This window comes from Roseibium sediminicola (assembly GCF_023156505.1).
GTDB classification, from domain to species: domain Bacteria; phylum Pseudomonadota; class Alphaproteobacteria; order Rhizobiales; family Stappiaceae; genus Roseibium; species Roseibium sediminicola.
Genome location: NZ_JALNMJ010000003.1, coordinates 82,694 through 103,520, shown reverse-complemented (window position 1 = coordinate 103,520; position 20,827 = coordinate 82,694). Strand labels below are relative to the sequence as shown.

Here is a 20,827-nt window from a genome sequence, read left to right as displayed (position 1 = left end):
CCAAACAAAAAGAGACCGGGTGCCGAGACCCGGGCTCTTTTATTCGGCAGCGCGTATTGCCCTAATGCCCCGTCAAGACCAGCGTCTTTACCGGGAAGAGCAGTGCCTGCAGCCGCAGCAGCATGGCGTGAACGAGGCCGACCGTGTCAACCGCGTGCAGGAAGATGAACTCGCCGGTTGAAAGCGGTTCGCCCGATGTCAGCCTGTCGTGATTGCTTGTATAGGCATTGACGATGCAGATGGCCCCGGGTGGCAAATCCTCCAGCCCGTCTTCGTAGAGCGGTTCCAGCATCGTGGTGATCGTTGCCGGTTTCACGGACTGGCTGGTATCGACGAGTTGCCCACCCGTGCTGACCTGGCCCGAAGCGATCTGGGTCTGCACTTCCGTCACCACAAGCGGAATGATGGTGAAGGGAACGGCGCCGCAAAAGGCTTCCGCGACCATCCCTTCCTTAAGCACCTGCGCCTCGATCTGGCCAAAACCGGCAATGATCCGCTCTCGTTGTGTGTCTTTGGGAATCAAAACGCCGGCCGGCCGCATGAATGGATTAACGATGTCACCCTTTTGCAGAATAAACTGGCTGATGGTGCCGTCGACACCGGCATAGACGGTCATCTTTTCCAGCTCCACCTGCGCTTCGTTCAAGCGGGCCTCGGCACTCTTGAGCTTTGCCGGCAGCGACACGTTGATCTTGGTCTCGACCAGTTCCTGGTTGGCCTCGGCCGCCCTCAAGCCGCCGGATCTCGCATCCACTGTGTTCTGCAGCTTCTCGATGTCGCGCTCGCTGACCACATTGGCATTGCGCTGAAACAGTTCCTGACGTGTGTCGAGTTCGTCCTGCGCCTGTTTCAGAGATGCCTGCGCCTGCTCGACCTGGGCGGTCACCACAGCCAACTCGCTTTGTGCCAAGGCCATTTCACCCTGGATTTCAACGATCTGCTGTTCGGCTGTCACCACATCGGCTTGCTGGCGGGTGTCGTCCAGCTTGAAGATCGGATCGCCCGCCTTGACCTCGACCTCGAGTTCGCGCGGGACAAAGGTTTCGACCACGCGGCCGGAGCCTTCGGGAAGGATCGGCACCGTCCGGAAGGTGGACACGGCCGTGGTCGCGGTCGGGTGGTAGTAAAAAATCAGCGTGATCAGGGACACGGTCAGGATCAGGCACAGAACGATGCCGTAGCGCAGCTCATACCATACCGAATAAAGCGTGATCTCATGACCGATACGCTTGCCCTGGACGAAACGCCGGATCAGGAAGTCCGGCAGGATGGTGAGGAGCGAACAGAACAGGAGCTCAAACATGTTTGTTCTCCCCGCTGTCTGCGGCCGTTGCCTGGGTCGCGCCTTCAGAGGAAACAGTTTTGTCTTCGCCCGCCGGCGGATCCTCGGCGAGACCGAATTCAACTTCCGTGTCGTGTTCCACGAGTGTCTCGGAAGAGACGCCACCCGTGCCCGCCATCCGGCTCAGCGAATGCGCGATCGACTCCAGCGGCGTCCAGAAGTCGGGAAGCTGAATGAAGGCCAGCAACAGCGCCGCCACCCAGAAGATGTTGTTGTGGGTGAACAGTGCCAGCAGGCCCAGCACGGCAACCAGCTCGAACTGCATGCGTCCGTGCTTGTGCGCCAGTCGCTCCGGGATCGAATGAAGATGGAGGTAGAACACGCCCGCCAGAATGACACCAACGATCAGGGCGATCAGCATCACCGACATCAGCCAGTCGCTGCCATCCGAGGCCGGTATGAACGGCGGCAGATGATGCGGCGCCAGTTCATGCACGTGTTCAGCCATAAATCTCTCCCCAATCGTCAAGGTTGCGCCGCTCCATTGAGCACCGCGACGTCAGCTTAATCGGGAAATGAACACATGCGTATGAAAAAGTGTGTCTGTGGAAGACTTTGGCGAGAACGGCGGCGCGCTGACCCGCGCCGCCGGCAGTTGTGCCTTGTCAGCGCGGGGCCATCCGGATGGCGCCGTCCAGGCGAATGGTTTCGCCATTGAGCATGTCGTTCTCGCAGATGGATCTGACCAGCTGGGCATATTCCGTTGCCCGGCCGAGACGCGAGGGGAACGGCACCTGCTGGCCAAGGGAGTCCTGCACTTCCTGCGAAAGGCCCAACAGCATCGGCGTTTCAAAAATTCCCGGCGCTATGGTCATCACGCGGATGCCGGATTTGGAGAGGTCTCGCGCCACCGGCAGCGTCATGCCAGCAACCCCGGCCTTGGAAGCGGCGTAAGCCACCTGCCCGATCTGGCCGTCGAAGGCGGCGACGGACGCAGTGGAGACGATTACGCCGCGGCCACCGTCCGCAGTGACGGGATCCAGGGCGGCCATGCCCGTTGCCGCGATCGACAGGCAGCGGAAGGAGCCGATCAGGTTGACGCCAATCACCTTCTCGAACATGTCCATCGGATGCGGCTCGCCGCGCGACGTGGTCTTGGCCACCGGCGCGATGCCGGCGCAATTGACCAGGATCCGTTCCTGGCCATGGGCGCTGCGCGCCGTTTCAAAACCGGATTCCACACTGGCCTGGTCCGTGACATCGACATCGGCAAAGACACCGCCGATTTCAGAGGCGATTGCAGCGCCCTGATCGGCATTTCGGTCGAACAGAGTAACCTTGACGCCTTCGGCAGCCAGCATGCGAGCCGTCGCCGCGCCCAACCCGGAAGCACCGCCGGTGACAATGGCGGAAAGAGAAGAATCCAGTTTCACATCTACCTCCAAAGACACAATCCATTGAAAATAATGGATTTAATCTGTTTTATTGACGAAAAGGTCAATTTGAAGGGCAAAGTGACCGAGAACGAGGCTTTGGTCAAGTTATTCTGCGTTGCAGACAGGAGACGTTGCTCCGAGCCAGATCAGGTTGCTATCGGGCCAGGACAACCAGGTCGACCGGCGTCTTCATGCCGGCGACCGCTTCCGCCGGGCGCGATTCCAGCAAAGGCACCGCGTATCCTTGCGCACAGGCCAGCTCGAAGGTTGTCCGGTCGGTCAGCGCCTTGGATTTCTGGATCTTGTTGGCGTCCTCAAGTTTGGCAGCCCGGTTGACCGCATCGCCGATCACCGTGAATTCAAGCCTGCGTTTCGAACCGATCACACCGACGGTGACCGGACCGGCGGACACTGCAGTGCCGATGCGAAGCTCCTCCGGCCAGCCGGCAGCTTTGAACCGCGCCTGCTCGTTGGCAGCGCTCTCAACCAGGCGCGCAGCGGCCCGCAGCGCGTCTGCGGCATAGGTCTCGGACGGGTGAACCGCGCCGAAGGTTGCCAGGATGCCGTCGCCCAGGAACTTGTCGACGCGGCCGCCTTCCTCGACGATCACCTCGACGGCCATGTTCTGGTATTCCGCCAGCACGGCCAGCACCGTTTCCGGCGCCAGGGTCGCCGAGGTCGACGTGAAGGAGCGGATGTCGGCATAAAGGATCGCGGCGTCACGCTGAACGCCTTCACCTGCCTGCAGTTCGGTGTCCGCACCTGTGATGGAGGCGGCCACTTCGGGCGAGAAAAACCGGCTCAAATCCATGGCCGCGGCATGATCCCTGGTGGCCTCGAACAGCATGGACCGCCCCCGGTAAAGGGCCACGGACAGGATGACCGTGACCGCCAGAATGACCATGGTCTTGTCCAGTTCTGCACCGACCAGGATGGTGTTGCCGGTCAGGTATTCGACATAGTTGCGGGTGACCCGCATGCGGTCCATGTCGGCAATCACCGCATAAAAGACCAGGCCAAGCCAGCCGGCGACCGCGACCAGACCGGTCGTCAGCACGAAACGCGGATCGAAACGCAGTGCCCTCAAGCCGATGAAGATGAACACATACATCAGCGTCGGTGTCTTTAAGTAGAAGGTCGGGTGCTGGTCATACTGGATATGGAAGGAAAAGATCAGTCCGACCAGCAGGCTCATGTCGACAAAGATAGAGATCAACAGATACCACTGCGGCAGCTCAAACCGGTAGGACAGCACCAGCCGGAGCACCGTGAAAAGGAAATAGGCCGCCAGGGCGAGCGGCACGAAGTTGAACCCGGCAGAGCCCTCCGCGCGGGGCGCGATCGCGTAAAGCGTGGAAAAGAACAGCACAATGCCCAGCTGGACCCAGCCGATCAACCGCTCCGAAGACGCCTCCCGGGCGCGGATGTCATCGCGGATCCGCTCCGGAAGACCGGTTTCCGGCGGACCGCCGCGCAGGACGTATTTCACATTGTTCAGAAAAGAAGCCATCACGACGCCACTGCAAAGAATGAGTGTGCGGAGTTTCCACGCCGGCGCGCGTTTGCGCAAGCGGCCTACCGGAAAGTGACCGGAAGTGAGCAACCGCGAGCGGGTTCCCAGTTGTATCTATGAAGGCCACTCGGTCTGCAGACGCAGTTGTTCCACCTTGCGAACCAGATCGCTCTGGCGTCGACTGCCGGTCTTGGACAGCGCCGACTTGATCTGGTTTCGCGCCGTATGCACGCTGATCTGCCGGTCTTTGGCGATTTCCGCCGGAGTCAGTCCGTCCCCGAGCCTGAGCACAGTGGCGGCCTCGGCTTGGCTCAGACCAAGAACTCTTTGCACATGGTCGCCGAAAGACACCCGGTTCCGCTCCGGTTTCAGTGCGACTAGAACCGCGGAAATGGATTTGTCCATGAAAATGCCAAAAGGCGTGCGATCGAGATCGGCGAGCCGCAGGGCCAAAGTGCGGCAGGTCCATTGCTGCCCGTCCTGATCCGAAAAGCGCCAGTTCTTGAAGATGTCGTGCTCGCCCCTGGACTGGAACCGGGTGAAAGCGGAAAACTCCTGCTGAATAGTCTCAGACCGGAATTCAAGTCGGCGGTCGAAGCCGTTGCGGACCAGGGTTCCTCGGTCCAGCAGCAACTGCGCTTCCGCACAGGCATAGTGGATGCTCATGTCCGGATCGACCACAAAGATGGCGGTGCCGGTTCCCAGAAAATGCTGCTCTGCGGCCCACTTCTCGAAAGAAAGACCTGAAATTGTCCGGTTGACCTCAAGCGATTGACGTATGACGGGTGTCAGGCCGACGCAGAGACTGAGCCAGTCATCTTCGTATTTGTCCCGGTCCCTGGCGCGCATGTTGCCTCCAATCAGGAACATCCGGTCCGCGTCGTAGGCCAGCATCGCGCCACCGCCGCCGGTGATATCCTCAAGCGGGGCCAGCAAATCCGCGTAGAACTCCGTCTTTTTCAGAGCATCTGGCGGACACAGCTGAAATGTGGAGATGACCTCCCCGACCGCGCATTTGGAAAAATTCGCGGCAAACGGGTTCTTGTCGGCATAGTGCTTTTCATAAAGCTCGAGGATGTCCGGATCATAGCCGGACGAATAGGCCAGCGGCGCCGCCCTGGTGAGCTGGTCATAGCCGATCAGTTGCGTGCAGACGCGGGTCCCGAGGGCCTGCCCGAGTTCATCGAGAAACACCTGCCAGCGATCCGGATCCAGGGCCGCCGAAACTGCAAGATTCGTCAGGTGAATGTATTTTTCCGCAGCAACAACCACATCACCCCCGGCGGATCCTGTTGTTTTTTAACGATACCGCCAAGGCAACGCTGACGGTCACCTGCGAAAATCGCCCCTCATAGTCCATTTGGATCATGCACTTAATGCATACACCCTGTAAACAACTATTGATCGTATCTGACAGTCATACGTACCGGGCTTTGAAGGTGTGTATGGCCGTTTACCGGTCGCACCAATGGGATACCCGCATTCCAGCGTCCGGCGTACGATCAATTTTTTAGGGGTAGTGTTTTTTGGGCGGCCATTTGGGCCGCCCATTTTTTATGAGTTCAACTGCCCACGCTCAGGGACGCAGCACCATGCCTTCGCTGGCAACGAGGGTGCCTGGATAGGCATTTTGCGCGGCCAGGCCGATTTCATCCAATTCGTCATCCGAGCGGCGTGGATCATGGTGAAACAGCACCGGCGTCCGGACATTGCCGTCCTTCGCCAGCTGAACCGCCTTTTGCCAGGTGGAATGGCCCCAGCCCTTGTAGGTCAGATATTCGTCATCGGTGAACATGGCGTCATAGATCATGACATCCGTGTCCCGGACAAAGTCCGGCAGGGCAGCGTCGATCTCGGGATCGCCGTGCTCGTGATCCGTGATGATGCAAATCGATTTGCCGTGAAATTCGAAGCGATAACCGCAGGCGCCGCCCGGATGATTCAGTTTGGTGGTCCGGATCACGAGGTCATCGGATCTTGGAATCGGGTCACCTGCGGCAAAGGACTTGAACTCGACCGCCTTGAGCGTCTTCGCCGCCACCGGAAAGATCGGCGGCGACATGATCCGGCTGACAATATCCACCAGTTCTGTGCCGTCCTGAAAATGCCCGGCCCAGGCGGTGACCTCGAAACTCGGATCGTAAGCAGGTTTGAAAAACGGCAGACCGCAGATGTGGTCGAGATGGGTGTGCGTGAAAAGGAGATCAAAGGAGCGCGTGTTGCACTTGCAGATTTCCATACCGAGATTGCGGGCACCGGATCCGCAATCGACCAGGACGAGCGCATCGCCCGCACGGATTTCGAAGCAGGAGGTTTCGCCGCCATAACGGAGCGTACTCGACCCGGGGGTCGGTGTGGATCCTCTGACGCCCCAGCAGCGAAGCGAAAATTCCTCGGTCACATGCCACTCCTCAGCCGGCGCCGGCACCACGGCGCGCATCGGCCAGATCTCTGGTTGTCCGCTCGAGACGCAAAGCCAAAGTCCGCATCACTTCAAGTGAGATATCCGGAAATTCTTTCAAGAGTTTCAAGAAATCGTCTTTCGAAACGGTCAAAACATCCATGTTGTTCGCAGCAACAAGTGTCGCGGTTCTTGGTACGTCGCACAGAATCGCAATTTCGCCAACGATTGAATTTTCAGAAACCTGCGCGACCTTCTTTTCTCCTTCCGGCGTCGCCACCAGAACATCGGCATCGCCGGACAAGATGATAAAGGCGCAGTCACCTTCTTCGCCTTGAGAGCACAACCGCTCGCCTTCCGGATACTCCGTACGGTCGCTGATAAATGCCAGCAAGCGCAGCTTTGTTTCATCAATGCCGTGAAAGAGCGGCACCTTTCGGAGGGCCTCGACTTCGGTCTCAAGTGTCATGTTGTCCTCCCGTTTGTCATTTCCGCGCGTTCTGCCCGTTTTGCCGCGATGTTACGCAGCCGGCAGACCGGCTGCCCGCCTGTCCCCAAAGCCATGTTCTATCCCTTGTCAGAAAGCCGTCCTTGATCGAATACAAACTGTTGATCGAATTCAGCCGCAATGTCGGCATTGGACGTGCCGTACAAGAAGGTTTTGCCAGCAAGGGTGGCGCGCAATCCGTTGCGCAGTTCCTTGTCATCCTCGGTCATTCCGGTCGCGATATCATCCAATATGGTGATTTTTGCGTTTTTCAGAAGCCCGCGCACGAGGGCGATCTTGCGGCGCTGCCCCGCGGAAAGCTTGGATCCGGCCACACCGACGTGGTAACCGAAGCCGGCGTAGATGATCGGATGACGCAAGCCGGTCTCCTCGACGATGGCCCGGATGACGTCGTCGATCCGGCGCCGGGCGTCCCGGCGGTCGACACGGGCCCGGCCGAAGAGAAGGTTGTCCTCGATGGTCAGGGTCGGCAGATAGACATCCGGATCGAAGGCGACGAACTGGTCGGAGTTGCTGACCACGCCATCCAGGAAACGCTTGCGCGCTTCGACCACTTCCGTCTTGAGATCGTCATCCATGACACCGAGACGATGGCGGGCCGGGACCAGCTTGAAAGCCAGGCCAAGCAGGCGCGACTGGTCGGCCTCGCTCAGGCCGGGCCGCTGCTGCTCGGACTTGGCCACCCGGACAATCCGCTCAAAGTCGGGAATTTCGTCCAGCGTGATGAAGGAATAGGCCCCGAGAAGACCGCTGTCGCCGGAGACATTCGAGAACAGCTCCAGCATGGTCTCGGCGATTTTCAAGCCGATCTGCTGCAGTTTCTTGTCAAAGCCGGTTTCGGACAAAAAGGCCTTCACTTCCGGCAGATCCGGCACTTCGTCCATGGTGATTTCAGGATCGGAGGGCACGGCGAAGAACAGGTTGTCCGCCAGGCTCGCACTCGAGTTGAACCGGTCCCGGTGCCAGAGTTCGACCAGACCGCCCAGCGCCGGTTCCTTGGCGAGCCGATCGGCCAGATTGTTACGCACGCTCAGGATCTTGTCGGCAAAGCCGTCGTCCATCGACGGGTCGAATCGGGACTGAAGGCCGAGCCGGTAGATGTCATTGTCGATCTTGACTGCCTTCAGCAGTTCCAGCGCCTTGCCGTCAAGCGCGCGTTCGTTGTCGACACCGGCGGCCTCGAAATCCTCCCAGAGCGCGCCCAGATCATAAACCGGGTTCATGGTCAGCTTCGCTTCGCTGACGCGGCGTTTGTAGTTTTTCAGGTCCTCGCCCTCCCTTTGCGGTGGCACCAGCGGCCGGTGGCGAAGGCCGTAATAAAGGTTGTCGCGGATGGTTCCGGTCCAGACATGGACCGCCCCGCCGACATAGGCGATTTCCCGCCCGAGCGTTGCGTCGGTGAGCTTGTCGAGATCGTGTTCGCCGATCGAGACCTTACCGGTCGAGGCGGAGACCAGCCCGGCCGCAAGCTGCAGGACCTCCGAGCGCCCCGAACCGTCCGGGCCGACGATGGCGCAGGCACTGCCTGCCGGAACGGTCAGCGAGACATCCATGACCTCCTGTCCGGCCGCGCCACCGGAGAAATTGACGCTTTCGAACTTCACATCGCCATCGAGCACGACCGTGTCGTCGTTGGTCAGCCGCTCGGTGTCGTAAATGTCGGGCGGGTCGAAATTCTCCACCACTGTCTGGTATTTGACGCTGACATCGGCCGTCATCTGATAGAAAGACAGAAGCAACTTCCAGGGGCCGGCGAGATCCTTGTAGGCCGCGATCACCGCCAGAAGCGCGCCGATGCTCAAATTACCTTCAATCACCAGGTAACCGCCAATCAGGTAGAAAAAGAACGGCGTCAGCTGGTTCATGAAGTTGTTCAGGAACTTGATCAGGAACTTCCGGTTGAAGATCTCGTAACGGATCTTGAAGTTCTCGTAGAGCCGGTCCGAAATGTCCGCTGAATGCCAGGCCGCCGCATCGTTGGCGTGGATTTCCGCAACCCCGGTGATGCTCTCGCCGACCTTGTCTGCGATCAGGCGAACGTTTTTCACCCGCATGCGCGACAAGATAACGACGCGTCGCTGCAACAGCGGAATAACATAACCCTGGATCGGATAGGAACTGACCGCGGCAAGGCCGAGCAGTGGATCCTGCATGAAGATAAAGCCCAGCTGCACGATCAGCATGCCGCCCTGATAGGCGGGCAAGGCAAAGGCTTCACCGATATAGCCGCCGACATCCTCCACTTCCGAGGTGATCATTGGAATGATCTCGCCGGAGCTGACCTTTCTGAAATGCGGCAGGCGGAATCGCAGTACCCGTTGAAACAATTCAAATCGCAAACGGCGCAGCATGCGCTCGCCCAGCCGGCCCTTGTAGACGTTCAGATAGAATTTGAGCCCATTGGAGACGACCACCAGAAACAGGAAGGTAAAACAAAGCAGTAACAGATAGGGAATCTGATCGAAGTCGAAGCCGACAACCGTGCGCGGAAAATTGTCGCCCTGCACCGCGTCGTTGACAATCAGTTTCGGCAGCTCGAGCAGGAAATAGACCACCGGATAAGTGAGCACGGTGACCAGAATAATGAAGATCTGCTGCTTGGCGCTATACTTCCAAATAAAACCGAAAAGGTTCTTTTCCATCAGTTCATCCAAACAGATAAGGATCAAACATGTGCAAGCAGCTCAGATTTGGTATATTAGCGATCCGGATTGGATGCGCCAGTCAGGATTAGCATTTGCAACAAGCCATTTGAAAGGGTCCGCAGACCGTTCCTTGTCGAAAGTTTCGTGTCAAGAGATATCCGCACGTGACAACACCCAATCAGTTGAGACATAAGCCCACCGGGGCAGCATTACAAATTTAGGGGCAGTATGAGTTCCAAGACGCCGAAGATCCTCATCTACAGCCACGATTCCTTCGGGCTGGGCCACCTGAGACGGTGCCGGGCGATTGCACAGTCCCTGGTTGGCGATTTCGACACGCTGTCCGTGCTGATCCTGTCCGGCTCGCCGATTATCGGCAGTTTCGAATTCCGCTCCCGCGTGGATTTTGTCCGCATTCCCGGCGTCATCAAGCTGCGCAACGGCGAATACACGCCCCTCTCGCTGCATATCAACATCGACCAGACCCTGGCGATCCGCTCCTCGATCATCGAGCACACGGCCAAGGTCTTCGAACCGGATATCTTCATTGTCGACAAGGAGCCGCTCGGCCTGCGCGGCGAAGTGTTGCCGACGCTTGAAGCGCTGAAGGAGACCGACACGCAGCTGGTCCTGGGACTGCGCGACGTGATGGACGACCCCCAGATCCTGAAAGAGGAATGGGACCGCAAAAATGTCTATCCGGCGCTGAAGGATCTTTATGACGAGATCTGGATTTACGGTCCGGAAGACATCTGCGATCCGCTGGAAGGGATCGACCTGCCCGCCTCGGTGCACGACAAACTCCGCTACACCGGGTTCCTGCGCCGTGACATGCCGAAATCCGCCCTCGACCAACCGGCGCCCGCGCCGTTCGAGGAGGAACCCTATATTCTGGTGACCCCGGGCGGCGGCGGCGATGGCGTCGAGATGGTCGACTGGGTCATGCGGGCCTATGAAGCCCGACAAAGGCCGTTGTTTCCCGCCCTGATCGTTCTTGGCCCCTTTATGCCGGCTGCCGCCGCGGCGCAGTTCAGCGAACGGGCGGAACATCTGAGAGATGTGGAAATCATCCGTTTCACGCCGCAGATCGAACCTTATCTGGCCAACGCCACGGCGATTGTCGGCATGGGCGGATACAACACATTCTGCGAGATCCTGTCCTTCGACAAGCCGACCCTGATGGTGCCACGCGTGGTGCCGCGCCGCGAACAGGCGATCCGGGCCGAACGGGCCGAAAAGAGCGGGCTGCTCAAGGTGCTGCCGATCGACCGCTATCCCGACCCGGACCTGATGGCGAACGCGCTGTCGGAGCTGCCGGCCATGGCCCCGCCCTCGTCGGCCGGTGTCGACAACCTGCTTGGCGGTCTTGAAATCATTTCGGACAGGGTGGGCGAGATATTCGACGACCAGCAATTGGACAACAGCCGCAAGCTGGTCAATTTCTGAGCCCGACCGCCGACCTTCCTTTCTAGCCTCCGAAAGACACGAAGATGTCCCGTATCGCCGTTGTGGTCAAAGGCTATCCGCGCCTGTCCGAAACCTTTATCGCCCAGGAAATTCTCGGACTGGAACGGCGCGGCATCGGCATTCTGATCGTGGCGCTGCGCAAACCCTACGACCCGTTCATCCACGAGCTGCACCGGCAGATCTCCGCCGAGGTGATGTATCTGCCGGAATATGTCAAAGACGATCCGGCACGGGTCGCGCGGGCGAAGCGCTGGGCGGAAAAACAACCGACCTATGCGGCGGCAAAGGCCCTGTTCGATGCCGATTTCGCCCACCAGCCAAATGCGGACCGCCGGCGGCGCTGGGCGCAGGGCTGCGTCTTTGCCCATGAGTTGCCCGACGACATCGCCTGGATCTACACCCATTACCTGCACACGCCGTGCTCGGCCGCCCGCTACGCGGCGCATCTGTCCGGCCGGCAATGGTCGTTTTCCGCCCATGCCAAGGACATCTGGACAAGCCCCGACTGGGACCTGAAGACCAAGATCAACGATGCCGCCTGGGGCGTGACCTGCACCGCGGTCAACGAACAGCATCTGAACAGCCTTGCCGACGATCCGGGAAAGGTGGAACTGCTTTACCACGGGCTCGATTTCTCCGGCTTTCCCGAACCGGCAGACCTTTCATCGCCGCGTGACGGCTCCGGAGAACCTGTTCGCCTCGTCTCTGTCGGCAGGGCCGTCGAGAAAAAGGGTTATGACGATCTCCTGGCGGCGCTCAGCTCCCTGCCAGCCAGCCTCAACTGGCACTTCACCCATATCGGCGGCGGGGAATTGTCGGACGCCTTGAAGGATCAGGCGGAGGCGCTTGATCTCTCAAAGCGGATCACCTGGCGCGGCGCCCAGCCGCGCGAAGAGGTGATCGCGGCTTGCCGGGACGCCGATCTCTTTGTGCTGCCGTCGAAACTCGCCAAATCCGGTGACCGCGACGGCCTGCCCAATGTGCTGATGGAGGCCCAGGCGATGGGCCTGTGCTGCCTGTCGACCAAGGTCTCCGCAATCCCAGAGCTTATTCTGGACGGTGAAACCGGCGTTTTGGTCGACCCTGGTGCGCCAGGGCAGCTGGCAGACGCCATGAGCCGCCTTATTCAGGCCCCTCAAACGCGCCACAAGCTGGGGCTGGCGGCGGCAACGCGGGTCCGGACAGCCTTTTCCACCGATCCCGGGCTTGACCGTCTGGCGGAGAAATTTCGTAAAGTGCTCTGAACGCTGGCCGCATGAGGACAGACATGAAAATCGCCTTCACAGCGCCGATGAAACCGCTGGACCATCCGGTTCCCTCCGGAGACCGGACCATGGGCCGGCTGATCGTCCGGGCGCTGGAAAGCCTTGGCCATGAGGTCACGATCGCCAGCCGCTTCCGGGCCTGGCGCAAGGAGGGCAGCGACGCGCTCCAGGCCGAGGTGAAGGCCGAGGCCCTCGCCGAAGCGGAGCGGATCGCCGCAGACTGGGAGCGGACCGGCTACCGGCCGGACCTGTTCCTGACCTATCACCTCTACCATAAGGCGCCGGACTGGATCGGCCCCGCACTCGCCGACCGTTTCGACCTGTCCTATGCCATTGTCGAGGCCAGCCGGGCGCCGAAACGCCAGCGTGGCGACTGGGCTTTCGGCTTCGCAGCGGCCGATGTGGCCTTGGCGCGTGCGGACGCTGTCGCCGCGATCCACAATGCAGATCTGGACTGCCTGGCGGCCGCGGTGCCGCATCGCAATCTGTCGGTGCTGCTGCCGTTTCTGGATGCCGGGCCGTTCCTCAAAGCCTCAACCGCGGCCAAGCCGCTGGCCGCCGCACCGCTCAAACTGCTCTCTGTCGGCATGATGCGCGAGGGCGACAAAACCCGTTCCTATGAGGTTCTGGCCGCCACGCTCGCCGAGCTGCGCCACCAGCCCTGGCACCTGACGATCATCGGCGACGGTCCGATGCGCGATCACATTCTGAGCTTGTTCCCGCCGGAACGGATCAGCTTTCTCGGGGCACTGGAGCCCGATGCGCTTCCCGAGCATTACGCCCGTCATGACCTGCTGGTCTGGCCGGCCATCCGCGAAGCCTTCGGTCTGGTTCTGCTGGAGGCCCAGGCAGCCGGTCTCGGTGTCGTTGCCGGCGACACCTTCGGCATTCCCGATATCGTCCGCGCCGGAGAAACCGGCCTGCTCTCCCCGGAGGGCGATGTTTCGGCCCTGGCGGCCAATCTCCTGCGCGTGCTGCAGGAGCCTGAATTGGCCGACCGGCTGGGCTTTGCCGCGCGCCAGCATATTCTTGATTTTCACAGCCTGCCGGCGGGCGCTGCCAGGCTGGAAGCTCTCGTGGAAAAGGCCCTGCGCAACCATTCCTCCGGCAAAGAAAGCCCGGATAAATGACCCTGAACGCCTTCATTCACGTGCAACATCTGCTCGGCACCGGTCACGTTGTGCGCGCCGCCGCGATCGGCAAGGCACTTGCCGCCGAAGGCGTCTCGGTGACGCTTGCCAGCGGCAACAGAATTCCGCCGACGCTGGACACGGGACCGCTGGAGATTGTCGAACTGCCGGCCTGCAAAAGCCCGGACGCTGCGTTCAAGCGCCTTGTCACCTTGGACAATGAAGATATTGACGATGCTTGGAAATCCGCTCGCGTTAAAGCATCGATTCAAGCACTTGAGGCACGGGATTACGATCTGCTCCTGACGGAGACCTATCCCTTCGGCCGGCGGCAGCTCGATTTCGAGCTGACACCGCTCCTGGAAGCCGCCGAGGCCCGTTCAAAACCACCGCTGATCGCCACCTCGATCCGCGACATCCTGGTGCGCAAGAAGGAGCTCTGGAAAGAGCGTTGGATGGCAGACCAGGCACTGAAGTATTACGACCGCATCCTGGTCCACTCCGATCCGGACTTCATCCGGCTCGGCGACAGCTTCCCCTTTGCCGACGATGTCGACGCGCTGGTGCGCTACACCGGCTATGTCGGCACCGCCGCACGTCCATCATCGGGCAGTGCTGACGGCGAGGACGAGATCATCATTTCCTGTGGCGGCGGCGCGGTTGCCGAGAGCCTGCTCTCAGCGGCTCTCGATGCCAGGCCCTTGTCGCGGCGCGCGGAAGACACACACTGGCGGGTGCTGATCGGTCACGACATTTCGGGCGATGCCTTTGCCATTTACAAACAGAGCGCGGCGGAAGGCGTGTTTGTGGAGCGCGCGCGCCCCGACTTTCCGGAGCTTTTAAAGCGCGCACGGCTTTCCGTCAGCCAGGCCGGCTACAACACGGTGCTCGATATCCTGGTTGCCGGGGTGCCGGCCGTGTTTGTTCCCTTTGCCCAGGTCAACGAGACCGAGCAGACGCAACGCGCAGTGGCCCTTGCGCGACATGGCCGCGCCGTGGTGATCCCGGAAGAGGGTTTGACACCGGAACGTCTGGCCGGGGCCATCGACGATGCCCTTGCGCTGCCCCGCAGTTCCCACGCCGTCCGCCTCGGCGGTGCCGAGGAAAGCGCGCGTATCCTAATCCAAGACCTGAAAGAGCGGAATGCATGACGTCTGACCTGCAGCGCTTTCAACAAGAGCTGACCGCGCATCTCGACTGGTTCGCCGAGCGCGGCCGCAAGGTGCGTTTCTGGTGGCGGGACGACGATGCCGTCGCGCCGACGCCCGCTCTTGACCGGATGCAGGAGCTTGCCAACCGGTATGACGTCGATCTGGCGCTTGCGGTCATTCCGAAGGACGCCACAGAGGCGCTGGCGGAACGCCTTTCAGCGGAACCCCATGCTTTCGTGCTGCAGCATGGCTGGCAGCACAAGAATTTCCAGCGCAAGGATCTCGGCGAAAAGGCCGCCGAACTGGGCACGCGCCGCGACCCCGATGCGCTGATGGCCGAGCTCAACGACGGCAAAGCGCGGCTGGAGGCCCTTTTCGGCGAGAAGTTCCTGCCGGTCATGGTGCCGCCCTGGAACCGGATCGCGCCGGAGATCTGCCGCCGCCTGCCCGGCATAGGCCTTCCGGGTCTTTCCACCTTCACCTGGTTCAATTTTCCGCGCGACATCCAGGTCCAGTCCCATGTCGACATCCTGAAATGGAAGAAGCAGGTCCGCTTCATCGGCTGGGAAAGCGCGCGCCTGCGCTTTGACCTGCAATTGACCCGCCGGCGCAACACCGGTGACGAACCGCTCGGGCTGCTGACGCATCACTTGGTGCATGACGCCGGCTGTTTCGAGTTCCTGGAGGTGTTCCTGGAGATCGCGGCGCATCATGACGGGGCGGATTGGCCGGGGGTGAAAGATTTGTTCGGCCGGCCCGGTGACCAGACTTCGGAGCCCGCTGCGGCATGAAAGACACTCTGTTCCTTCTTGCCCCCGGTTTCGAGGACCCGGCCTATCCGTACAGGACCTTCTATTGCTGGCACTGCGCCCTGATGGAAGGAATTCTGGCGTCGTTCCCGGAGCTTGCCGCCAAACTCGATGTCCGCCGGATCGCCTGGCCGAAACCGCGCTGGGAAATCGTCAAGCTTCTGGGCGAAGCCCATCAGAGCCTGCCGGTTCTGGTGCTTGCCGAGGGCGGATTTATCGACGACAAGGACGCCATTCTGGCAGCGCTGACCGAGCGCCACGGCTTCCCGCATCCGCATCCTAGAGGCCTAGTCCCAGACCAAGCCAGTCTCAGGTCTTTAGGTTGCTGTTGCCCGCAAGCGGTTTGGAGCGGTCAGCCGATGCCAGCCACTCAGATACACGCCGCACCGTGGAGCCTTCCGGCTCGTCCTGGCGGAACGTCACGAAATACCCGCGCCGGGAACTTGCCGACCGGTCGGTCAACCGCTGCAGAGCTCCGTTTTGAAGAAACAGGTCCAGCAACCCGGCCCAGCACAGGCAAATGCCCTGACCGGCCAGCGCTGCATTGATCATGAGCGCGTAGCTGTCAAAATCCAGTGTCCGCAGTTTGGCGCGTGCGGGTACACCGACGGCGTCGAACCAGGTTTCCCAATTGTACCAAGCGCCCGTATCTCCTCGAAGTCCGAGGAGCCGTTCGCTCTGGAGATCTTCGACCGAATAGGCCTTGCCCGACCGTTCGAGATAGGCAGGGCTGGCAACCGGAAACACTTCTTCGCCGAGCACCGCCGCGACATCCAGCCCCGGCCAGGAACCGTCTCCGAAACGGATCTGAACATCGGCGGAAATGGTATCATCAGTATGCGTTTGGCTGATAATCTGGATGGAGGCCTCGGGCACGGCGAGTTCCAGATCCGGCAAGCGCGGGATCAGCCAGTAAGCGGCAAAGCCGGACCCGCAGCTGATGCTGACCGTGTCCTGGCTCGAGGTCTGCCGCAAACGGGAGACCACTGCCTCGAGACGCGCCAGGCCGGAGCGCAATACATCAAATAATTCCTGACCTTCCGGCGTTAGAGCCAAAGGCCGCGTGGTCCTGTCGACTACGCTGCAGCCCAGATCCGCTTCCAGTTGAATCAGCCTGCGGCTGACGGCCGGCTGCGAGACATTGAGTTCCGCCGCGGCGCGCGTCAGCGTGCCGAGCCGCGCCACGGCGTCAAAGGCAAGCAAGCTGGAAAAGGGTGGAAGTCGATCCATACTATACCTTCAGCGTATAGTGTCATGAGATTTTCGAGCCTTGCCAGATAAGCATGTTTTTCAGACATTGTCAGCGCCCGCCACACCCCGGAGTTCGGCGGTTCTTCAGTTTTGGAGGCCTTATGAGACACGTTGAGATCGAGCAGGATATCATTTGCAACTTCGTACCCGCTCCCCAAATCCCGGCGGGCGGATTTGCCATGCAGATGGACCAGCAGGCATTGGAGGGCGGCACCGACCCGGTCTTCGGAACCGTGCAGTGGCGCACCCTGATCTGCGCCAACAAAACGCCGTCCAGCGGACTTGTTTTCGGCGTGGCCACCTTCGGTCCGTTGGGCAGCCTCAACCCGCATCGACATCCGCCGGCCGAATTCTATTTCGGCTTGAGCGGATCGGGCACTGTCACGATCGAGGGAGTTGAGATCGCGATCAACGCAGGCACTGCCGTCTTTATTCCACCGAACGCCCGCCATGGTGTCGTCGCGGGCGATGACGGCCTCGTCTTTGCCTACGGGTTTCCGTCGGACACGTTCGATGCCGTTGCCTATGATTTCAGCTAGCCGAAAGTACACGGCAGCAACAGTTGCCTCCGCGGGATGGGGCTATTCCGCGGCCTCGACCCGGTCCGGTCGCAGCCTCCTGGCAAACTGCTGCCGCAGCAGCGCCAGTTTTGGGTCGATATAGGTCTTGCAGAAAGGCCGCTCCGGTCCCTTGGCGTAGTAGTTCCGGAACTGCTCATCCGAGGGCTTGAAGTCGGCCAGCGTCATGACGCTGGTCACCAGCGGCTCGTCGAATTGGTGCTGCAGGGCGCGCAGGATGCGGCCAACCTTCACACCCGTCCCGGCGTCATAGACATAGACCGCGCTGCGGTACTTGCCGCGCATCTTGTGGCGGGAGGTGCTGGAATGGGTGCGCAGGTGAATCTCGATCAGTACTTCCAGCGGCAGATCAACCGGATCGAAGGTCACCACAACGGCTTCCGACCACGCGTCCTCGGGCGGATCGGAGCGGACAAAGCCCTGATCCACCTGCGAGATGCCCTGAATTGCCTGAAAGACGGCCTCGGTGCACCAATGGCACCCGCCGCCCAGTCCGATCTTCACCCCGGCCTCCACTCATCTGACGAGAGGCGCTCAGTGTGCCTGCGCAAAGGGCAATTGCAAAACGGCTTGGCGGAGATTCGCACAAGGGAGATGGAGACACTCCCCTCTCCTTCGTCTTCCCGGCCAAGCGAAGCGCGAGCCGGGACCGGGGAGCCCAGGTACCAGCCGATAGAGACTCCTCTTCACGGCGGACGCTTGTGGCTCCCCGGTCCCGGATCTGCGCTGCGCTCCGTCCGGGAGGACGATGGAGAGAGAATTGATGGAGCGCTCCCCCTCTAAGCCGCCTTCTGCCTCGCCTTCGGATCGGCCGCGAAGTCGATCGCGGCTTTCAGCGTCGTCAGGTCGCCGATCTGGTTGGCGAGGATCAGGACCAGGCGGGCGTTCATGCAATTGGCTTCCTCGTCGCTCATGTGGCGCTGGCTGGAGACCAGGTGCTCGTAGAAGCCGTCGGGGTCCGGAATGTTCCGGGTCAGTTCCAGGGTCATCGGTTCACGCGCCTCCCATCGCGGTTTTCAAGGCACATTCCACCTTGTTGTCGTTGAAATAGCGCCAGCGAGCAGCGACGTGCTGGTCCGGGCGGATCAGGTAGACCGTGCCCGGCTGGCCGTCATAGCGCTCCGCCAGTTTCCCGTCGGCGTCGATGATGTCCTTGCCGACCTTCAGGACACGCGCCTTGATGTCGCCAACGGAAACATCGCTGGAGGCGGTGTCGCCGAAGACCAGCAGGGTGAATCCGTCACCAACCTGGTTGAGGAACCAGGCGTCCTCGCCCTTCACCCTGATCGGCGCATCGGTGCAGCAGGTGCCCGGATGCATCTTGCCGGAGAAGGTCGATTCATCTTCGGTGTTGAGCGGACTGTCCTGATAGGGCGTCGGTGCCGACAGGCGGCCGGAATTGACCAGCGGCTTGGCGAAGTCCGTCACTTCCGAAAGGTCCAGAACCGCGTCCCGGAAACGGCGCGAGGCGCTGTTTTTCGGCGTGATGAAGTCGGTCGAGCGGGTCGAGTTCAGGAGATTGTCATCGGCGGCGAAGGCGCGTTCGGCGTGGTAGCTGTCGATGAGGCTTTCCGGGGCGTTGCCGTCCAGCACGAGTTTCAGTTTCCAGCCGAGATTGTCGATGTCCTGAACGCCGGTGTTGGCGCCACGCGCACCGAAGGGCGAGACCTGATGCGCGGCATCGCCGGCAAACAGCACCCGGCCATAGCGGAACTTGTCGATCCGCCGGCAGGCGAACTGGTAGACCGAGGCCCATTCCAGCTCGAACTCCCGGTCCTCGCCCAGCATCGCCTTGACGCGCGGAATGATGTTTTCCGGCTTTTTCTCCTCTTCCGGATCGGCGTCCCAGCCGAGCTGGAAGTCGAGCCGCCAGACATCGTCGCACTGCTTGTGCAAAAGCGCGGACTGGCCACGATGGAACGGCGGGTCGAACCAGAACCAGCGTTCGGTCGGAAAATCCGCCTTCATGATGATGTCGGCGATCAGGAAGCGGTCCTGGAAGAACTGGCCGGAAAAACCGGCACCGACCATCTTGCGGGTGTCGGAATTGGCGCCGTCGCAGGCAACCACCCACTGAGCTTCCATGCGGAAGACACCGTCCGGCGTTTGCACCGTCAGGATGGCGTGGTCGTCCTCCTGGGTGAGGTTGATCAGCTTGTGTTTCCAGCGTAGGTCGATGAGGTTCGATTTCTCGGCCTCGTCGACCATGTATTCCTCCAGATAATATTGCTGGAGATTGATGAAGGCCGGGATCTTGTGACCGTCTTCGGGCAGAAGGTCGAAGGTATAGGCGAGATCGTCGCGGAAGAAGACCTTGCCGATCTGCCATTCGACGCCCTTGTCGATCATGCGTGTCGCGCAACCAAGCCGGTCCCAGATCTCCAGCGGGCGCTTGGCGTAACAGACGGCGCGCGAGCCGACGGACACGGTGTTGTTGTCATCGAGGACGACGGTCGGAATGCCGCGCTGCGCGAAATCAAGCGCGGCCGTCAAGCCAATCGGCCCGGCCCCGATCACCACCACCGGATGGCGCTTGACCGTTGCCGTGCGCTGCTCCTCCGACTGCCGATAGGTGAATTCCGGATATTGATAGGTTTGAAACATCGGGCTCTCCTCCCAGATCCGCCAGTGCGGTGTCGAGCGCGCGGCATTTGCCGCAGCGCGCGCATTTGTCCTGTTCACACATCGGCCAGCTCTTTGGCGTGCAGCCATTCGGCGTGTTTCGGCGCTCTCTTTGTCTTGGACCACTCCTCAAGCATCTCCCACTTGACCTCGTCGAGACGGGCGAGAAGACGGTCTTCCTCCGGATCCGGGCAGGCCAGCTCGACACGGTGGCCGTTCGGGTCGAAGAAATAGATGGAGTGGAAGATCGAGTGGTCGGTGACACCCAGCACTTCGACGCCGTTTTTCTCGAGGTGTTCCTTGAATGCGATCAGCTCGTCCCTGTCCTTCACCTTGAAGGCGATGTGCTGCACCCAGCGCGGTGTGTTCGGATCGAAGCCCATCTCCGGCTTGGTCGGCAGCTCGAAAAACGCGAGCACATTGCCGTTGCCGGCATCCAGGAAGATGTGCATGTAGGGATCCGGCTCATGGGTCGAGGGAACATGGTCCTCGGCGATCGCCAGGACGAAATCCATGTTCAGCATCTTGCCGTACCATTCGACCGTTTCCTTGGCGTCCTTGCACCGGTAGGCGACGTGATGCATCTGTTCGATTTTCATGGGGACCGCTCCTCCTAGAATTAGTTTCATATGTAACTATATAGAACCGCCAGATCCACGCCTTGATCTAGATCAAATTAGTTACAAGCGTAACTAATTTGATCTGACAGCCCTTGTGCCGATTTGACTGGCCACCGCGTCTTTGATTTGACAGCGCATCACCGTGGCTC

19 protein-coding genes and 1 pseudogene are annotated in these 20,827 nt (G+C 60.6%); 7 read left to right on the top strand and 13 right to left on the bottom strand.

Going from position 1 to position 20,827, the window contains the following annotated elements; all coding sequences use genetic code 11:
- Window positions 1–61 precede the first annotated feature (61 nt).
- From M0H32_RS05920 to M0H32_RS05885, 8 genes are all read right to left on the bottom strand, one after another.
- The gene (locus M0H32_RS05920; RefSeq protein WP_248152051.1) at window positions 62–1,303 is read right to left on the bottom strand and encodes an HlyD family secretion protein; all 1,242 of its coding nucleotides are present in this window, start codon (window positions 1,301–1,303) and stop codon (window positions 62–64) included.
- Window positions 1,296–1,790, bottom strand: coding sequence for a hypothetical protein (locus M0H32_RS05915; RefSeq protein ID WP_248152049.1), 495 nt, complete (start codon window positions 1,788–1,790; stop codon window positions 1,296–1,298). Before M0H32_RS05915 ends, M0H32_RS05920 begins: the two co-directional genes overlap by 8 nt.
- Before the next feature lie 157 nt (window positions 1,791–1,947).
- Window positions 1,948–2,715 carry an SDR family NAD(P)-dependent oxidoreductase gene (locus M0H32_RS05910; protein ID WP_248152047.1) on the bottom strand — a complete coding sequence of 256 codons (768 nt, stop codon included), beginning with the start codon at window positions 2,713–2,715 and terminating at the stop codon, window positions 1,948–1,950.
- A 157-nt stretch (window positions 2,716–2,872) separates the two neighbouring features.
- The gene (locus M0H32_RS05905) at window positions 2,873–4,228 is read right to left on the bottom strand and encodes an adenylate/guanylate cyclase domain-containing protein (protein ID WP_248152044.1); all 1,356 of its coding nucleotides are present in this window, start codon (window positions 4,226–4,228) and stop codon (window positions 2,873–2,875) included.
- Window positions 4,229–4,345: 117 nt separating this feature from the next.
- A complete protein-coding gene (locus tag M0H32_RS05900; protein ID WP_248152042.1) occupies window positions 4,346–5,503 on the bottom strand; it encodes a helix-turn-helix transcriptional regulator in 1,158 nt (385 codons plus the stop codon).
- A gap of 304 nt (window positions 5,504–5,807) precedes the next feature.
- On the bottom strand, window positions 5,808–6,632 hold the full coding sequence (locus tag M0H32_RS05895; protein ID WP_248152039.1) for an MBL fold metallo-hydrolase: 825 nt from the start codon (window positions 6,630–6,632) through the stop codon (window positions 5,808–5,810).
- A 10-nt stretch (window positions 6,633–6,642) separates the two neighbouring features.
- Window positions 6,643–7,101, bottom strand: coding sequence for a cyclic nucleotide-binding domain-containing protein (locus M0H32_RS05890; protein WP_248152037.1), 459 nt, complete (start codon window positions 7,099–7,101; stop codon window positions 6,643–6,645).
- A gap of 98 nt (window positions 7,102–7,199) precedes the next feature.
- The gene (locus M0H32_RS05885) at window positions 7,200–9,782 is read right to left on the bottom strand and encodes an ATP-binding cassette domain-containing protein (RefSeq protein WP_248152034.1); all 2,583 of its coding nucleotides are present in this window, start codon (window positions 9,780–9,782) and stop codon (window positions 7,200–7,202) included.
- Between the two features lie 231 nt (window positions 9,783–10,013).
- Between M0H32_RS05885 and M0H32_RS05880 the strand changes: the two genes are divergently transcribed.
- From M0H32_RS05880 to M0H32_RS05855, 6 genes and pseudogenes are all read left to right on the top strand, one after another.
- On the top strand, window positions 10,014–11,231 hold the full coding sequence (locus M0H32_RS05880) for a glycosyltransferase family protein (RefSeq protein WP_248152032.1): 1,218 nt from the start codon (window positions 10,014–10,016) through the stop codon (window positions 11,229–11,231).
- A gap of 44 nt (window positions 11,232–11,275) precedes the next feature.
- Window positions 11,276–12,496 carry a glycosyltransferase family 4 protein gene (locus M0H32_RS05875; RefSeq protein WP_248152029.1) on the top strand — a complete coding sequence of 407 codons (1,221 nt, stop codon included), beginning with the start codon at window positions 11,276–11,278 and terminating at the stop codon, window positions 12,494–12,496.
- A 23-nt stretch (window positions 12,497–12,519) separates the two neighbouring features.
- Complete coding sequence (locus tag M0H32_RS05870) at window positions 12,520–13,647, top strand: glycosyltransferase family 4 protein (RefSeq protein ID WP_248152027.1); 1,128 nt, start codon at window positions 12,520–12,522, stop codon at window positions 13,645–13,647.
- The gene (locus M0H32_RS05865) at window positions 13,644–14,798 is read left to right on the top strand and encodes a glycosyltransferase family protein (RefSeq protein WP_248152025.1); all 1,155 of its coding nucleotides are present in this window, start codon (window positions 13,644–13,646) and stop codon (window positions 14,796–14,798) included. The genes M0H32_RS05870 and M0H32_RS05865 overlap by 4 nt, the downstream gene beginning before the upstream one ends.
- Entirely contained in the window at window positions 14,795–15,589 is a 795-nt protein-coding gene (locus tag M0H32_RS05860; RefSeq protein WP_248152023.1) for a polysaccharide deacetylase family protein, read from the top strand. The genes M0H32_RS05865 and M0H32_RS05860 overlap by 4 nt, the downstream gene beginning before the upstream one ends.
- Window positions 15,586–15,888 (top strand): annotated as a pseudogene (locus tag M0H32_RS05855) (DUF3088 domain-containing protein); the annotation flags it as partial. The gene M0H32_RS05860 and the pseudogene M0H32_RS05855, both read left to right, overlap by 4 nt.
- 28 nt (window positions 15,889–15,916) lie before the next feature.
- On the opposite strand, the gene M0H32_RS05850 reads toward M0H32_RS05855, so the two are convergent.
- Window positions 15,917–16,837 carry a LysR substrate-binding domain-containing protein gene (locus M0H32_RS05850; RefSeq protein ID WP_248152022.1) on the bottom strand — a complete coding sequence of 307 codons (921 nt, stop codon included), beginning with the start codon at window positions 16,835–16,837 and terminating at the stop codon, window positions 15,917–15,919.
- Between the two features lie 122 nt (window positions 16,838–16,959).
- On the opposite strand from M0H32_RS05850, the gene M0H32_RS05845 reads away from it, so the two are divergent.
- On the top strand, window positions 16,960–17,397 hold the full coding sequence (locus tag M0H32_RS05845; RefSeq protein WP_248152019.1) for a cupin domain-containing protein: 438 nt from the start codon (window positions 16,960–16,962) through the stop codon (window positions 17,395–17,397).
- Between the two features lie 42 nt (window positions 17,398–17,439).
- On the opposite strand, the gene M0H32_RS05840 is transcribed toward M0H32_RS05845, so the two are convergent.
- The 4 genes from M0H32_RS05840 to M0H32_RS05825 all read right to left on the bottom strand — a co-directional run bounded on the left by M0H32_RS05840 (window position 17,440) and on the right by M0H32_RS05825 (window position 20,657).
- Window positions 17,440–17,940, bottom strand: a complete 501-nt coding sequence (locus M0H32_RS05840) for a peptide-methionine (S)-S-oxide reductase (protein ID WP_248152017.1) — start codon at window positions 17,938–17,940, stop codon at window positions 17,440–17,442.
- A gap of 275 nt (window positions 17,941–18,215) precedes the next feature.
- A complete protein-coding gene (locus M0H32_RS05835; protein ID WP_248152015.1) occupies window positions 18,216–18,425 on the bottom strand; it encodes a DUF2783 domain-containing protein in 210 nt (69 codons plus the stop codon).
- A 4-nt stretch (window positions 18,426–18,429) separates the two neighbouring features.
- Window positions 18,430–20,040 carry an FAD-dependent oxidoreductase gene (locus M0H32_RS05830; protein ID WP_248152012.1) on the bottom strand — a complete coding sequence of 537 codons (1,611 nt, stop codon included), beginning with the start codon at window positions 20,038–20,040 and terminating at the stop codon, window positions 18,430–18,432.
- Window positions 20,041–20,114: 74 nt separating this feature from the next.
- Window positions 20,115–20,657, bottom strand: a complete 543-nt coding sequence (locus M0H32_RS05825) for a VOC family protein (protein ID WP_248152010.1) — start codon at window positions 20,655–20,657, stop codon at window positions 20,115–20,117.
- Window positions 20,658–20,827 lie beyond the last annotated feature (170 nt).